The sequence below is a fragment of the Frigoribacterium sp. AC512 genome, assembly GCF_979258295.1.
This window is the reverse complement of record NZ_OZ409850.1, coordinates 369,516-384,658: the sequence shown is the minus strand read 5'-3', so window position 1 is coordinate 384,658 and position 15,143 is coordinate 369,516. Positions and strand designations below refer to the sequence as shown.

13 protein-coding genes are annotated in these 15,143 nt (G+C 72.9%); 4 read left to right on the top strand and 9 right to left on the bottom strand.

The annotated features are described in order from the left end of the window. Positions 1-29: 29 nt before the first annotated feature. Positions 30-371 carry a DUF3140 domain-containing protein gene (locus tag ACZZ97_RS01615; protein WP_463472064.1) on the bottom strand — a complete coding sequence of 114 codons (342 nt, stop codon included), beginning with the start codon at positions 369-371 and terminating at the stop codon, positions 30-32. A 281-nt stretch (positions 372-652) separates the two neighbouring features. Between ACZZ97_RS01615 and ACZZ97_RS01610 the strand changes: the two genes are divergently transcribed. The 4 genes from ACZZ97_RS01610 (at position 653) to ACZZ97_RS01595 (ending at position 3,947) form a co-directional block, all read left to right on the top strand. Beyond that, on the top strand, positions 653-1,321 hold the full coding sequence (locus ACZZ97_RS01610) for a biliverdin-producing heme oxygenase (protein ID WP_463472063.1): 669 nt from the start codon (positions 653-655) through the stop codon (positions 1,319-1,321). A gap of 66 nt (positions 1,322-1,387) precedes the next feature. Continuing rightward, the gene (locus tag ACZZ97_RS01605) at positions 1,388-2,341 is read left to right on the top strand and encodes an SDR family NAD(P)-dependent oxidoreductase (protein WP_463472062.1); all 954 of its coding nucleotides are present in this window, start codon (positions 1,388-1,390) and stop codon (positions 2,339-2,341) included. Positions 2,342-2,424: 83 nt separating this feature from the next. Beyond that, positions 2,425-3,396, top strand: coding sequence for an AraC family transcriptional regulator (locus tag ACZZ97_RS01600; RefSeq protein ID WP_463472061.1), 972 nt, complete (start codon positions 2,425-2,427; stop codon positions 3,394-3,396). Between the two features lie 119 nt (positions 3,397-3,515). Then, the gene (locus ACZZ97_RS01595; protein ID WP_314103088.1) at positions 3,516-3,947 is read left to right on the top strand and encodes a BLUF domain-containing protein; all 432 of its coding nucleotides are present in this window, start codon (positions 3,516-3,518) and stop codon (positions 3,945-3,947) included. Positions 3,948-4,086: 139 nt separating this feature from the next. On the opposite strand, the gene ACZZ97_RS01590 is transcribed toward ACZZ97_RS01595, so the two are convergent. The 8 genes from ACZZ97_RS01590 to ACZZ97_RS01555 all read right to left on the bottom strand — a co-directional run bounded on the left by ACZZ97_RS01590 (position 4,087) and on the right by ACZZ97_RS01555 (position 15,091). Further along, positions 4,087-4,284, bottom strand: coding sequence for a hypothetical protein (locus ACZZ97_RS01590; RefSeq protein ID WP_123546943.1), 198 nt, complete (start codon positions 4,282-4,284; stop codon positions 4,087-4,089). 172 nt (positions 4,285-4,456) lie between these two features. After that, entirely contained in the window at positions 4,457-5,542 is a 1,086-nt protein-coding gene (locus tag ACZZ97_RS01585) for an AraC family transcriptional regulator (protein ID WP_463472060.1), read from the bottom strand. A 327-nt stretch (positions 5,543-5,869) separates the two neighbouring features. Next, positions 5,870-7,144, bottom strand: coding sequence for an ice-binding family protein (locus tag ACZZ97_RS01580; RefSeq protein WP_463472059.1), 1,275 nt, complete (start codon positions 7,142-7,144; stop codon positions 5,870-5,872). A gap of 281 nt (positions 7,145-7,425) precedes the next feature. Then, complete coding sequence (gene yicI, locus ACZZ97_RS01575; protein ID WP_463472058.1) at positions 7,426-9,645, bottom strand: alpha-xylosidase; 2,220 nt, start codon at positions 9,643-9,645, stop codon at positions 7,426-7,428. A gap of 94 nt (positions 9,646-9,739) precedes the next feature. Beyond that, a complete protein-coding gene (locus ACZZ97_RS01570) occupies positions 9,740-10,681 on the bottom strand; it encodes a carbohydrate ABC transporter permease (RefSeq protein WP_463472057.1) in 942 nt (313 codons plus the stop codon). After that, positions 10,678-11,652, bottom strand: a complete 975-nt coding sequence (locus ACZZ97_RS01565; RefSeq protein ID WP_314102149.1) for a carbohydrate ABC transporter permease — start codon at positions 11,650-11,652, stop codon at positions 10,678-10,680. The genes ACZZ97_RS01570 and ACZZ97_RS01565 overlap by 4 nt, the downstream gene beginning before the upstream one ends. After that, positions 11,645-12,940: an ABC transporter substrate-binding protein gene (locus tag ACZZ97_RS01560; RefSeq protein ID WP_463472056.1), complete on the bottom strand. Its 1,296-nt coding sequence runs from the start codon at positions 12,938-12,940 to the stop codon at positions 11,645-11,647. Before ACZZ97_RS01560 ends, ACZZ97_RS01565 begins: the two co-directional genes overlap by 8 nt. Positions 12,941-13,024: 84 nt before the next feature. Further along, positions 13,025-15,091: a beta-galactosidase gene (locus ACZZ97_RS01555; protein WP_463472055.1), complete on the bottom strand. Its 2,067-nt coding sequence runs from the start codon at positions 15,089-15,091 to the stop codon at positions 13,025-13,027. Positions 15,092-15,143: the final 52 nt, after the last annotated feature.

Sequence of the window (15,143 nt, the reverse complement as noted above, 5' to 3'; positions counted from 1 at the left end):
CGCGGCGGCCGCGGCCGCTACTTCTTCGTCTACTCGCTCTTCTCCGGGTCGTTGCCCCAGTTCATCAGCGAGAAGCGCCACTTCGAGTCGTGGGCGTCGCCCTCCGGCCCCTGGGCGGCGTGACGGTGCACGTAGCCCGTCACCTTCTTCATGTGCGCGTAGTCGTCGTCCCCCAGGTCGGCCACCTTGGTGCGGAGGATGCCGACGATCTTGCGTCCGCTGTCGTGCCCCACCGACTCGGCGCCGTCGGAGGACTTCTGCCCCACCTCCTTCGCCTCGTCGGTCTCGAGCCACTGCTCGAGCTCGTGCGGGGTCATGTTCACCGCGTCGTGGAAGTCGTCGCGGATGCTCTTCTTCTCGTCGTCGTCCATCGGCCCAGCATGCCCCCGACCCTCGCGGCCGGCCCGCCCCGCACGTCCTCCTCTCCCTCTCCTCATTCAGGAAGACGGCTCCTGATCTGCGCGGCGGGGGAGACTCCTTCCTGAGCCGTGCACGGATCAGGAACCGCGCGTCGCGAAGTCCTGAATGCTGAAGACGTGGCCCGAGCCCTCGACAAAGTAAGGGTGGCCTAAGTACGATCGAGCAGGAGGCGGCCCCGCCGTCTCGTGCACCGCCCCCGCCAGCAGCACCGTCCGACCGAGCGGAGTCCATCGTGACCGACGTCGTCCCCTTCTCGGAGTTCCTGCGGGCCCGGACGACCAGTCGCCACGGCACCAGCGGCGGCGCCGACTTCATGACCGACCTGCTGCGCGGCACCTGCGGCGTCGACGACTACGCCCAGCTCGTCGCGCAGTACTGGTTCGTGTACCGGGCGCTCGAGGGCGCCTCCTCGGCGATGGCGGCGCACCCGGTCGTCGCGCCGTTCGTCACGACCGGCGCGACCCGGCTGCCGGCCCTCGAGTCCGACCTCGAGTTCCTGCTCGGCGACGCCTGGCGCGACCGCGTCGTCGCCCTGCCCGCGACGCGTGACTACGTCGAGAGGCTCGAGACGGTCGCCGCGACCTCGGCGGGGGCCCTCGTCGCGCACCACTACACGCGCTACCTCGGCGACCTGTCGTGCGGGCGCTTCATCAGCACGCTGCTGCAGAAGCACTACGGCTTCGACGTCAACGGCGTGGGCTTCTACGTCTTCGCCGAGGTCGCCGACCCGGCGCTCTTCCGGGCCACCTACCGCGAGCAGCTCGACGCCGCCCCGTGGACCGACGCCGACAAGGAGGCGGTGGTCGCCGAGGTCGCGCTGGCCCACTCGCTGGACACCCGCCTCCTCGACGGCCTCGAGGCCGACCGCCGGGCGCGCCGCGCGGCAGCTGCCGCCGCCTGACGCCGGCGATTCCGCCTGACGTCGGCGGCCCGGCGTAGGGTCGCGACGACGAGCGAGAGGGACGACGTGACGACACGCGACATCAGCACCTTCGGGGCGAGGACGACGGCGGCCGAGACGCTCGAGGGGGTCGACCTCGGCGGGCGGACCGCCCTCGTGACAGGCGCCTCCTCGGGCATCGGGGTGGAGACGGCACGCGCCCTGGCCGGGGCCGGCGCCCGGGTGACGCTGGCCGTGCGCGACCTGGCCGCGGGGCGTGCGGTCGCCGACGACATCGCCCGCTCGACCGGCGGGCCCGCGCCCGACGTGGTCGAGCTGCACCTCGACCGGCCCGCCTCGGTCGAGGGCGTCGCGGCCGCGTGGACCGGACCGCTCGACATCCTGATCGCCAACGCCGGCGTCATGGACTCGCCTGAGACCTACACGGCCGCGGGGTGGGAGCTCCAGTTCGCGACGAACCACCTCGGCCACTTCGCACTGGCCCTGGGCCTGCACGACGCCCTCGCCGCGGCCGGCGGCGCGCGGATCGTCTCCGTCTCGTCGAGCGGCAACGGCGGGTCGCCCGTCGTGTTCGACGACCTGTTCTTCCGGCGGAGGCGCTACGAGCCCGGCCTCGCCTACGCCCAGTCGAAGACGGCGAACGCCCTCTTCGCCGTCGGGGCGAGCGCACGCTGGGCCGACGACGGCATCGTCGCGAACTCGTGCATGCCCGGCGGCATCTGGACGGGCCTGCAGAAGCACTGGGACCCGGACGTGCTCGCCGCCACCAAGGTCGCGGCGGCCGACGTGGTCAAGACGCCCGAGCAGGGTGCGGCGACGTCGGTGCTGCTCGCCACCGCGCCGGAGCTGGCGGAGGTGCGGGGCCGCTACTTCGAGGACTGCCACGAGGCCGAGGTGGTCGACGCGATCGTCGACGGGCTGCACGGCGTCCGCGCCTGGGCGCTCGACCCTGCCCAGGCCGACCGCCTGTGGGACGTCTCGCTCGCCCTCGTCGACGCGGAGGCGCGCTCGCGCGCCTGACCGTCCACGGGTCGGATGTCGGCGGCCTGTGGCACGATTCAGCTCTTCCTGCCCAGACCCCTGCAGAGACGAGACGATCCCCGATGTCGGACGAATCCGCGCGCCTCGACGTGCCGGCGTACAGCCGTGCCGTCGAGCAGGGCACGGACCTGCACGAAGTGCTGCGCAGCCGCGCCGACCACCACGGCGGGCGCCGGTTCGACGCACGCCCCTCCAGTGTGCCGTTCTCGTACCGCTACGTCACGGCGGGCGACGAGCGCGTCAGCCTGCAGACGTCGCGGTTCAGCGGGCACATGGAGGGCGAGATCCCCTTCCCCGACGCCCACTTCGTCATGTGGTTCCGCAGCGGGTCGGCGACGGTCCGTCGCGGGTCGGAGACGTACCGCACCGAGGGGTCGACCCCGTTCCTCATCCCCGCCGAGGACTCGTTCGAGTTCGAGTTCCGGCCGCGGCAGAGCCACCTGGTCCGGCTCGGCACCGAGTTCCTCGAGCAGACCGCGACCGAGCTTCACGGCGGGCCCTCCCAGCGCGTCGCCTTCGACACGTCGAGCGCGCCCGGCGCGGAAGCGATCGCCGACTGGCGGACGACGATGGCGGGGGCCACCGAGGCCGTCGTCGGCGAGGTCGTCCCTCCCCTGCTCCGGCTCGAGGCGCAGCTGAGCACGGCGCGGGCCGTGCTCCGCACCTGGCGCTGGCAGGTCGTCGACGTCCCCCGCTCGCTCCGCACGCCCGGCACCGTCCGCGTGCGGCACGCCCTCGAGTACCTGCACGCGCACGCGGCCGAGGCGATCAGCCCCTCCGACGTCGCGGCTGCCGTCGGCCTGCACACCCGCAGCCTGCAGCTCGCGATGAGCGAGCACCTCGGCACGTCGCCCTCGGCGTACCTGCGCCAGGTCCGACTCGACCGCGTCCGGGCCGACCTGCTCGCCGCCTCGCCGCACGAGACGACCGTCGCATCCGTCGCGCGCCGCTGGGGCTTCGGCAACCTCGGCCGCTTCTCGGCCAGCTACGCCGACCACGTCGGCGAGTACCCCCGCGACACGCTCGCGCGCTAGCGGCGCTGACCGGGCGGCGCGGGGGTAGACGGCTCTGACGGCGCGGAGCAGCCCCCGCTCTGGGGCGTGACGGCGCGGTGCACAGCGGGCAAGCTCGAAGGATCCCCCGAAAGGCCCTCATGCTCTCGATCGTCTACACCAGTGCCTCACGCGTCCGTCCGACCGACGGCGACCTCGCCACCTTGCTCATGAACAGCCGCGCGAACAACCGCCGGCTGGGCCTGTCGGGGTTCCTGATGCACAAGCAGGGGCGCTTCGTCCAGGTGCTCGAGGGTCCCGACGAGGTCGTGCAGGCCCGCTACGAGCTCATCGCCGCCGACCCGCGGCACACCGATGTGGTCGAGCTGCTGCGCGAGTCGATCGATCAGCCCCGTTTCGCCGAGTGGTCGATGGGCTACCGACCCACGACCGACGAGCTCGCCGAGGCGATCCCCGGCTACGCGGACGTCAGCGGCGCGGCGCTCGACCACTCACGCAGCCGGGCCGACCTCGACCCCGCGGTGCGCGCCCTGCTCGACTGGTTCCGTGCGCCGGTGCCCGCCGGAGCCTGAGCCCACCCGCCGCAGCCGCAGCCGCAGCCGACCACGAGCTACACCCCCGGACCGGCACTACACCCCCTGAACGCGAGGTGCAGTGCGGGATCGGGGGTGCAGCTCGGGGTGGCGTGCCCGCGGCCGAGCCGCCTGGCGGTCAGACGTCCGACTGAGCGTCGTGCTGGGCGGCGCGCTCGCGCACGTCGCCCTCGCGGCTGCCGGTGCCGCCTCCGTCGCGGTGGTCGGCGTCGGCCTGCTCGGACAGGCCGTCCGTCTTCTCCTCGGCCGTCGCCTCCTCGGCGCCGTCCATCATCGGGCTCGTCATGGTCTCGTCGGACTTGTCGTCGGTGCTCATGTCGCGGACCGTACGCCCGGCCCCCGCGAGAGCACCCCGAGCTGCCTGTGAACCGCCGACCCGAGGAGGCGCGGGCCGGGCACCGCAGGAGGTGCGGGCACGGTCCAGCAGACGCGAGCCGGGCAGCGCAGGAGGCGCGGGCCCGGCACCGCAGGAAGCACGGCAGTCGCGCTCAGCGCGCGAGCGTGTCGCGCGGGTACTCGCCGAACCGCGCGGAGTACGACGCCGAGAAGCGGCCGAGGTTGCCGAAGCCCCACTTGCGGGCGACGTCGGACACGAGCACCGAGCCGGGCTCGGACGAGAGCAGGTCCTGTCGGGCGCGGTCCAGGCGCACGTGCCGGACGTAGTTGGTGGGGCTCGAGCCGAGGTGCTCGCTCATCAGCAGCTGCAGGGTGCGGGTGTGCATGCCCGCCGCGGTCGCGATGTCGGCGGTGGTGATGGCCTGGTCGGCGTAGGTGTGCACGTACTCGGCCGCCTGGCGGAGGCGACGGGTGCGCTCGGTCCGCAGGGCGTCGGGGACGTCCACCGCCTGCCAGGGGAACAGGTCGAGCATGCCCCGGACGAGCGCCTGCTGGGCGGCGTGGCGGGCCAGCGCGGGGGTCTCCTCGCCGACGATCAGCGGGGTCACGTCGCCGAGGGTCGTCCGCCACGCGGCGAGCGCCGCGTCGGTCGGCACGGCCGCGTAGTCGAAGACGATCCGCTGCGGCGGCCCCGCGTGGCGCTCGCTGGCGACCGCCTCGAAGAACGACGCGTCGACGTGCACGATGCCGTGCCGGTGCGGCGTCATCGAGAACGCGAACGACGTCTCGGTCGGCGTGAGGAACGGGCGCGAGCCCTCGCTCGTCAGCTGCCCGACCGGGTAGTCGACGGTCACGGAGCCGGAGCGGAACCACGACATCGCGTAGTCGCGCGACCACGGGATGACGCCCTGCAGGTGCGCCGTGAAGGTGCCGGTCTGCAGGCTCAGGCGCGAGTCGCCCGCGGAGGCGAAGCGGAACGCGAACGGCTCCCCCGTGGCGCGTGCCCGGAACTGGCGGCCGTCGTAGACGCTCTCGAGGCTGCCGCGCGCCTCCTCGAGGTCGTCGCTCGCGAACTGGACCTTCTCGAAGCGCGGCTCCGCCTCGGGCTCGACGGCGGCGGCGGAGTCCTCGACGCGCTCGGAGAGACGGGTCTCCAGGTCGCTGACGGTGCCGGACGCGGCGCCGGTGCTGGCAGTGCCTGTCGTCCCGGTGGATCCGACGGTCTCGGTGCTGGTCATGAGTGGTTCTCCTGGTCCGTTCCCGGCCTGCACTCGTCGCTGGTGAGGCGGGCCCGCCTCTGTCAGGACGTGCCGGCGGGCCGGTTCGTCACAGATGCGCGGTCGCGGAGGTGCTGGCACGGATGAAGCGGCTCCATCCTCTCGCACCGACGACCCCGCGTCACCACCCCCGAGCACGGGCCTGCTCGGACGCGCCCGCCCCCGTGTCCCGTCTCGTTCCGAGCATCCCGTCCCGTCGTGGCGCGACGGGATGCTCGGAACGAGACGGGACACGAGAGGCCGGGCGGGCGGCCGCGGACGGCCGCCCAGCCGGTCAGCAGGGTCGTCTCAGCGGGCGACGTGGGCGCCGCGGCGGCGACGCGACGCGGCCGTGACGACGAGCGCGACGCCCGACACCAGCGCGAGCCCGGCGAGCAGTGCGGGCAGCGTGCTCTCGGCACCCGTGTTCGCGAGGCGCTGGGCGGAGAGCTGGCCGCGGGTGCGGTCGGCGACGGGAGTGACCGGGACGGCGGGCGTCACGGGCGGCGTCGTGACCGGCGGCGTGGTCACGGGCGGCACGACGACCGGCGGCACGACCGCCGCCGCGTCGACGGTGATCACGTACGTCTCGCTGTCGTCGGGCGCGTCGCCGTTCGAGGCGGTGATCGTCACGGTCGTCGAGCCGGGCGTCGTGGGCGTGCCCGAGATGACGCCGGCGCCGGAGTCGAGGCTCAGTCCGGCGGGCAGGGTGCCCGCCGTGACCGTGAAGGTCGGGGAGGGGGCTCCGCTGGCCGTCACGGGGAAGGTGTAGGGCGTGCCCGCCGTGGCCGTGGTGGGCGCTCCGGAGGTGATGGTCGGGTTGCTGGTCACGTCGCCGGCCGCGCAGTCCTCCGGCACGGTGATCGCGTCGTTGATCAAGGTCACGGCGCCGGTGCGGGCGAGGAGACGGCCGATCACGGTCGAGCCGTCGTTCACGCTGACGGACGTCTGCGCGAGGACGGTGCCCCGGAACTGCGATCCGGTGCCGATGGTGGCCGAGCTGCCGACCTGCCAGAAGACGTTGCAGGCGCTCGCGCCCGGGGGCAGGATCATCGTCGTCGCCGAGCCGATGGTGAGGGTGCTCGACGCCTGGATGACCCAGACCGACTCCGCCGTGCCGGCGAAGGTCAGGGCGCCGTTGGCCGACAGCGCGACCTCGCCGCCCGAGTAGACGCCGGGGGTCAGCGACCGACCGGCCAGCTCGGTGACGCCGGATTCCTGCGGCGTCAGCGACCGCGCGACGTCGTAGGCGGTCGTGAGGTCGGCCTGCGCCTGGGCCGAGGCGGCGTCGTTGACGTGCACGACGCCTCCCGCGGCGATCACGCCGGGGCCCGTCGCGGGGTCGAACCCGGTGATCGCGCCCTCGGCGCTCACGCCGATGTCGCCGTCGACGACGCTGGGGCCGGTGTTGGTGATCGCCGAGCTCGCGAGGACGCCGTAGGTCGCGGCGGAGCCGAGCCCCACCGGGCCCGGGATCACCGTGTCGGCCTGGGCCGGCAGCGCGGCCGTGACCGTGAGGGCGGCGGCGACGCCGAGCACGACGGCCGTCCGCGAGAGAAGGAGGGTGGACGTCGTGCGGGCCATGGCGGCACCTGACTGCGGAGAGGAGGCACCAGAGCACACGTGTCGGACGTGCTGACGTTCCCCGTTGACTGAGATATACGCCTGATCGGCGACGAGCACAATGATCGCGCTGGTTCTCCCGGCTGACGCGCGACCGGTCGTACCCCGGCCGGTGGCGTCGCCCCGTACCCCGGGCTGGCCCCCGGCCGGGGGTGGCGAGTGTCACGTCTCGTTCCGAGCATCGCGTCCCGCCGTGGCGCGACGGGATGCTCGGAACGTGATGCGACAACCGAGCGAGCCGCCTAAGAGGCGCGCACCACCAGGGCAGGCAGGGTCGCGCCCTCGGGCCCGGTCACCTCCATCGCGCCTCCTCGTCTCTCGACTCGGAAGACGGTCGGCGACGCTGTCGCCTGGTCGGTCACGGTGACCTCGCGTACCCCGTCGGGCCCGGGGAACACGTGCAGCGTCAGCCCGTCCAGGTAGTCGTAGTCGGGCCGGTCGTCCCGGGCGCCGACGGGCACGACCGCGCCCTCGCGGACGTACAGCGGCAGGGTGTCGAAGCCGTGCCGCTCGGTGCGCCACGACCCGCCCTCGACGACCTCGCCGGTGAACCAGTTCGTCCAGCGGCCGTGCGGCAGGTACACCTCGACGGTGCCGTCGGCCGAGAACACCGGCGCGACGAGCAGGTCGGGGCCGAGCATGTACTGCGTGTCGACGTGCACGACGGCGCGGTCGCGGTCGAACTCGAGCACCATCGGCCGCATGACGGGCACTCCCCGCTCGTGCGCCTCGACGCCCGCCTGGAACAGGTACGGCATCAGCGACAGCTTGAGCTTCGTGAACGACCGCGTGACGTCGACGGCCTCGTCGTCGAACAGCCACGGCACCCGGTACGAGCTCGACCCGTGCAGCCGCGAGTGCGACGAGAGCAGGCCGAAGGCGAGCCAGCGCTTGAAGACGCCCGCGTCGGGCAGCCCCTCGAAGCCGCCCATGTCGTGCGCCCAGAAGCCGAAGCCGCCCATCGACAGCGACAGCCCGCCGCGCAGCGTCTCGGCCATCGACACGTGGCTCGACGAGTTGTCGCCGCCCCAGTGCACGGGCATCGTCTGGCCGCCGACGGTCGCCGAGCGGGCGAAGACGACGGCGTCGCGTTCGCCCCGCTCGTCGACCAGCACCTCGTGCACCGCGCGGTTGTAGAGCTGCGCGTAGAGGTTGTGCATCGCCTCGGGGTGGCTGCCGTCGTGCCAGACGACGTCGGTCGGGATCCGCTCGCCGAAGTCGGTCTTGAACGAGTCGACTCCCTGCGCCGTGAGCTGCCGCAGGTAGCCCTGGTACCAGGCCACCGCCTCCGGGTTCGTGAAGTCGACCAGCGCCATGCCCGCCTGCCACATGTCCCACTGCCAGACGTCGCCGTTCGCCTTCTTCACGAGGTACCCCGCCGCGGCGCCCTCGGCGAAGAGCGGCGAGCGCTGCGCGATGTAGGGGTTGACCCAGACGCAGACGTGCAGGCCCTTGTCGTGCAGCCGCGCGAGCATCGCGTCGGGATCGGGGAACGCGCGAGGGTCCCAGACGAAGTCGGTCCAGCTGAACTCCCGCATCCAGAAGCAGTCGAAGTGGAACGCCGACAGCGGCAGGTCGCGCTCGGCGAACCCGTCGATGAACGACGTGACCGTCGCCTCGTCGTAGTCGGTCGTGAAGCTCGTCGTCAGCCAGAGGCCGTAGCTCCAGGCCGGCACGAGGGCAGGGCGGCCGGCGAGCGCCGTGTAGCGCTCGAGCACGTCCTTGCCCGTCGGCCCGGCGATCACGAGGTACTCGAGCGACTCGCCCTCGACCGAGAACTGCACGCGCTCGACCGACTCGGTGCCGACCTCGAACGAGACGGCGCCCGGGTCGTCGACGAGCACGCCGTAGCCCTTGTTCGTCAGGTAGAAGGGCACGTTCTTGTAGGCCTGCTCGCTCGACGTGCCGCCGTCGGCGTTCCAGATCTCGACCGTCTGGCCGTTCTTCACGAGCGGGCCGAAGCGCTCCCCCAGGCCGTAGACGTGCTCGCCGACGCCGAGGTCGAGCTGCTCGTGCACGAACGACCGGCCGGAGGCGTCGGTCACGTACCCGACTGACCGGTGCCCCGAGCCCGTCAGCCGTTCGCCGCCCGAGCTGAACTCGAGCGACCAGGGCGCGCCCTCGGAGACGGTCGCGGTGAGCTCCCCCGAGGTGAGCGTGCCGACGCCGTCGACGACGCTGACCTCGCCGACCCGGGAGCCGTCGTCGCCGGGCAGGTCGAACCCGCCGCGGCCGCGCGCGCCCTGGTGGTGGTCGATCCGGACGCGGATGACGCCCTCGGCCGGCGACGACAGCGACACGGTGAGCATCGGCCGGTTGAGGGTGTCCCCGCGCCCCGCGATGCGCTTCGTCGGGGCGTAGGCGACGAGGCCGCCGTCCTGCTCCCAGACGTCGTGCGCCTCCTGGGCGTACAAGGCGGTGACGCCGGGCAGGATCTCCCAGTAGCCGTCGGTGAACTTCATGCGGTGCTGCCTTCCGGGCGTGCGCGGGACGCGGGGGTCGAGGGGGTGGTGGACGGCGAGCTGACGGCCGAGGAGGTGCGGAGCGGGTCGGTCATCAGCCCTTCAGCCCTCCCGAGATCAGGTCGAGCCGCCAGAAGCGCTGCAGGAACAGCACGAGCAGCGTCAGCGGGATGATCGACACGGCCGCCCCGGTGATGGCGAGCGAGTACAGCGCCGGGGCGCCGGACCCCTTCGACAGCAGCGTGTAGAGGCCGACGGTGAGCGGGTAGTCGGCCTGGTCGCTGAGCATCACGAACGGCAGCAGGAAGTTGTTCCAGATGCCGACGAACTGCAGCAGGAACACGGTCACCATGCCGGGCACCATGATCGGCAGCACGATGTGCCGGAAGATGCGCCACTCGCCCGCACCGTCGATGCGCGACGCCTCGAGGATCTCCTGCGGCACCGCCGACTGGGCGAACACCCGCGAGAGGTAGATGCCGAACGGGCTGATGATGATCGGCAGCAGCACCGAGATCGGCCCGCCCGCCAGCCCGATCTCGCTGAGCAGGATGTACTGCGGGATCGCCAGGGTGATGCCCGGGATGAGCACCCCCGCGAGGATCATGAAGAAGATCAGGTTCCTCCCGCGGAACGCGAACTTCGCCAGGGCGTAGCCCGCCATCGTCGAGACGAGCGTCGACAGCACGCCGCCGACCCCCGCGTAGAGCAGCGAGTTCGCGGCCCACAGCCCGTACTGGCCGCCCTCGTAGGCGAACAGGTCGCCGAGGTTGCCGAGCAGGCCGGTGCCGGGGGCGAACGAGAACGAGGTGAAGAGCTCGCCCGGCGACTTCGACGAGGCGACGAACACCCAGGCGACCGGCACGAGGCAGTAGAAGGCGCCGATGAGCAGCACGATGGTGGGCAGCAGCTTGCCCCGGCGGCTCGCGTGGGGCGAGGGGCCGCCCGAGCGGGTGGTCCTGCGGGCCGCGCCCGCGCCTCCTCGGCCGGTGTCGGCCTCGGCACGGGCGCCGCGGCGCGTGTCGAGGGCGGTCACGAGACGCCCTCCTTCCGGCGGCGGTTCGCGACGGCGAGCACGATCGCCGAGAGGGCGACTGTCCCGAGCGCGAGGATGGTCGAGGAGGCGGCGGCCGACGGGAGGTCGTCGGTCAGGAACGCGTCGCGGTAGATGGTCATCAGCGGTGCCCAGCTCTGGGTGATCTCGGTGGTCAGGGGACGGAGGGTGTTCGGCTCGCCGTACAGCTGCAGCGTGCCGATCAGCGCGAAGACGCCGGTGAGGACGAGCGCGGGGACGACGAGCGGCACCTTGATGCGCAGGGCGACCTGGAGCTCGCTCGCGCCGTCGAGGCGGGCCGACTCGTAGATCTCGGCCGGGATGCCGCGGAGCGACGTGTAGATGATGATCATGTTGAAGCCGACGCCGCCCCAGACGGCGATGTTGGCGAGCGAGCCGAACAGGCCGCCGGCCTCGAGGAACGGGATCGGCCCCCAGCCCAGCGCGTTCGTCACGTACGAGAACGGGCTGGTGCTCGGCAGGTACATGAAGCCCCAGAGCAGCGCCGCGGTGATGCCGGGCACGGCGTAGGGGATGAAGATCGCCGTGCGCGCGAACCGCTTCGCACGGACGGCGGGAACGTCGAGCAGCAGCGCGAAGAGGAGCGCGAGCCCGAGCGTCAGCGGCACCGCGATCACTCCGTAGATGCCGAGCCGGCCGAAGCTGGCGAGCAGCTCGGCGTCCTGCAGCACGGCGACGTAGTTCTCGAGGCCGACGAAGCGGTCGACGCGGACGCCGAGCACCGACGCCCCCTCCTCGATCCGGTAGGCCCGGAGGCTCGACCAGATCGTGTAGCCGAGGGGGATCAGCATGAACACCACGAACAGCACGACGGCCGGCGCGACGAACAAGTAGGGAGCCAGCGGGCTCCGGCGACGGCCGCGCGCCGGGCGCGGGGCCGGGCTCGCGGTCACGGGGTGCGTCATCTCCGGGCGCAGCGCGGTGTCAGCCATTCGTGGTCACCTGGTATCCCACTTCCTCCATGTCGGCCACGACGACGGCCTGGGTCGCGACGAAGGCGTCGCGCCACGGGGTGCCGGCCGCGATCGCCGCGTTCAGCTCGTCGGTGAGCGTGGTCGTCGCGAGCGCGACGTTGGGGCCCCACGTGGTGGGGAGGACGTCCTCCGAGACCTCGGCGGCGACGTCGTAGAAGTCGGTCTGCTGCGGCATCAGCGAGGGCGGCGCGTTGCCGATCGCGAGCCCCTGGCCCTCGATCGACGCGGGGTAGACGCCGCGCACGTCGAGCAGCGACTGGTTGCCCTCGGTGCTCGCGTTCATCCACTTGGCGAACGCCGCCGCCTCCTCGGGGTGCTCGCTGTTCTTCGTGACGATCAGCGCCGAGCCGCCCTGGAACGGCACCGCGGCGTCGCCGGGCGTCCACTCGGGCAGCGGCGTGATCGCCCACGAGCCGGAGGTGTCGGGGGCGACGCCGCCGAGCACGCTCGGCGCCCAGATGCCCGCGGCCCAGCCGCCGATCGTGCCGTCGTTGACGCGCTTGTTGTACTCGGGCGAGAGCACGGGGTCGGTGTCGATCGAGCCGTCGGCGGCGAGCTGCTCGAAGAAGTCGGCCACCTCGAGCATCCGCTCGTCGGCGATGCCGACCGTCCAGCCGTCCTCGTCGACCGACCACCAGTCGGCACCGGCCTGGGCCGAGACCCCGGCCCAGAAGCCGAGCTCGCCGGCCGGGACGGCGGCGAGCACCGTGTCGGGCCGCTGCTCGTGCACGGCCCGGGCGACGTCGCCGAACTCCTGCCACGTCGTCGGGACGGCCTGGCCCGTCTCGGCGAGCAGGTCGGCGCGGTAGGTGAGCACCATGGGCCCGGCGTCCTGCGGCAGGGCGTAGACCTGCCCGCCGAACGTCGTCTGGGCCCAGGTGCCCTCGGTGAACGCGTCGTCGACGTCGGCCACGAGGTCGGTGATGTCGCGCGGCACGTCCGCGATCACCAACGAGGGGATCGTCGTGTACTCGGCGAGCGCCACGTCCGGGGCGTTGCCGGCCCGGCTCGAGGTCAGGAGCTTCGCGGCCGAGTCCGTGCCGCCTCCGGCGTCGGTGTGCCGCACCTGGACGTCCGGGTTCGCGGCGTTCCAGAGGGCGACCTGCTCGGTCTGGCCGACCCCCCAGCCCCAGTACTCGAGGCGGACGACGTCGTCGCCGCCCACGGCGGAGCAGCCGCTCAGCGCGGCTCCCCCGATCAGGAGGGTCGCGAGCGCTGCGGCCCTCACGGTCTTCGGGTGTCTCATCTGCATCTCCTTCGACGCGGGCGGTGCGGTGGCGGTACGGGTACGGGTGCGGTGCGGTGCGGGTACGGTGCGGCGCGCAGCGGGTCAGCGGGCGGTGGTCTCCTCGATCACCGCAACTGCGCCGGCGGGGACGGTGAACGAGCCGTCGGCACGCTCGCCCGACACGAGGTCGACCCCGGTCGCGACGACCTGCTGGTCGACGTCGCCGTGGTTGATCGCGAAGAGCCACGACCCGGTCGAGGAGGTGCGGCGCACCCTCTCGAGGCCGTCGTCGCCGGCCGCGGCGGGCGCGATCCCCTGCTCGGCGACGAGCTCGTCCACGAGGGCGGCGAGCGAGGCGTCGTCGAGGTGCGTGGTGAGGTAGAGCGCCGCTCCGCCGCCCGGGGCCTCACGGCGGAAGGTCGCGGGGTGCCCGGCGAGCTGGCCCGTGGCGTAGGTGCTCGTGACCGTGGCGGCCGCGCCGGCGGCCCAGGCGCGGGGCTCGGCGAGCTCGCTCCAGACGCGGCCGCGACGGCCGTCGGACAGCTCGACCTCGGCGCCCTGCAGCAGCGGGTAGAACTCCTCCGAGCGCACCCCGAGCAGCTCGCGCAGCACGCCCGGGTAGCCGCCCGCGACGACGCGGTTGTGTCGGTCGACGATGCCGGAGAACGGGGTGACGACGACGGTGCCGCCGCGGGCGACGACTGCCTCGAGGCCGGCCACCGCCTCCTCGGGGCACAGGTAGAGGGTCGCCACGACGACGAGGTCGTAGCCGGAGAGGTCGCTCGCGGGCGCGACCACGTCGACCGCGACGCCCTTGCGCGTCAGCGCGCGGTGGAACGCGAGCGGCTGGTCGAGCGCGGTGACGTCGACGCTGGGGTTGTTCCCGGAGCGGAGCGCGTTCGGGCTGATCTCGTCGAAGAGGATCGCGACACGGGCCTGCTCGACGGTCGACCCGCGCACGGCGCCGATGCGGCGCAGGGTCGCACCGAGCGCCTCCACCTCGCGGTAGACGCGGCTGTCGGCACCGGCGTGCGGCACGACGGACGAGTGGTGCTGCTCGCTGCCCGCGGTCGACTGGCGCCACTGGAAGAAGAGGGCGCCGTCGGCTCCTCGTGCGACGTGGGCCAGGCTGTTGCGCGCCAGCTCGCCGGGCGACTTGGCGCGGTTGCGCGGCTGCCAGTTGACGGCCGAGGTCGAGTGCTCGATCAGCAGCCAGGGCTCGCCCTGCGACATCCCGCGCGTGCGGTCGGCGCTGAAGGCCAGCTCGCCCCAGCGTTCCGGGTCGACGCCGATCGTGTAGTGGTCGTTGGCGACGAGGTCGACCTCGCGTGCCCAGCCGGCGTAGTCGTGCACGCCCGGGTGGTTCTGGATCATGAAGTTCGTCGTGATCGGCACCTCGGGCGTCACGCGCCGCAGCACCTCGCGCTCGGCGAGGTAGTGGCCGAGCAGGGCGTCGCTGCTGAAGCGCTCGAAGTCGAGCAGCAGGCCGGGGTTGTGGCTCGTGCCGGTGAAGCGGGGCGCCTCGACCTGGTCGAACGACGTGTAGCGGTGGCCCCAGAAGGCCGAGCCCCAGTGCGCGTTCAGCGCGTCGACCGTGCCGTGCCGCGCCTCCAGCCAGGTCGCGAAGGCGGCCGAGGTCTCGTCGCTGAAGCAGTGCGAGTTCTCGTTGCCGAGCTCGTTGCTTACGTGCCAGAGGCGGAGGGCCGGGTGGTCGGCGTAGCGGGCCGCCATGGTCTCGACGAGCCGCAGCGCGTAGCGGCGGAACACGGCCGAGCTCGGCGACCAGCCGAGCCGGCCGCCCTGCGAGACCCGCACGCCGCGGTCGGTGACGAGGCCGATCTCGGGGTGTGCCCGGAACAGCCAGATCGGCGGCGCCGCGGTCGGCGTCGCGAGGTTCACGCCGATGCCGGCGTCGGCGAGCAGGTCCATCGCGCGGTCGAGCCAGCCGAAGTCGAACTCGCCGTCGGCGACCTCGAGCAGGCCCCAGGAGAAGACGGCGAGGTTGATGCTGTTCACCCCGGCGCGGCGCATGAGGGCGACGTCGTCGGCCCAGAGCTCCTCGGGCCACTGCTCGGGCGACCAGTCGCCGCCGAGGGCGAGGCCGTCGGTGATCCAGGGGAAGGTGCGGGGCTCGGGCAGGTCGCGGGAGCGGGACGTCAGCGTCGACATCGGGGGCCTCTCGGTGGTGGGTGGGTGCGGGCGGGTGGTGCGGGTGGGGAAG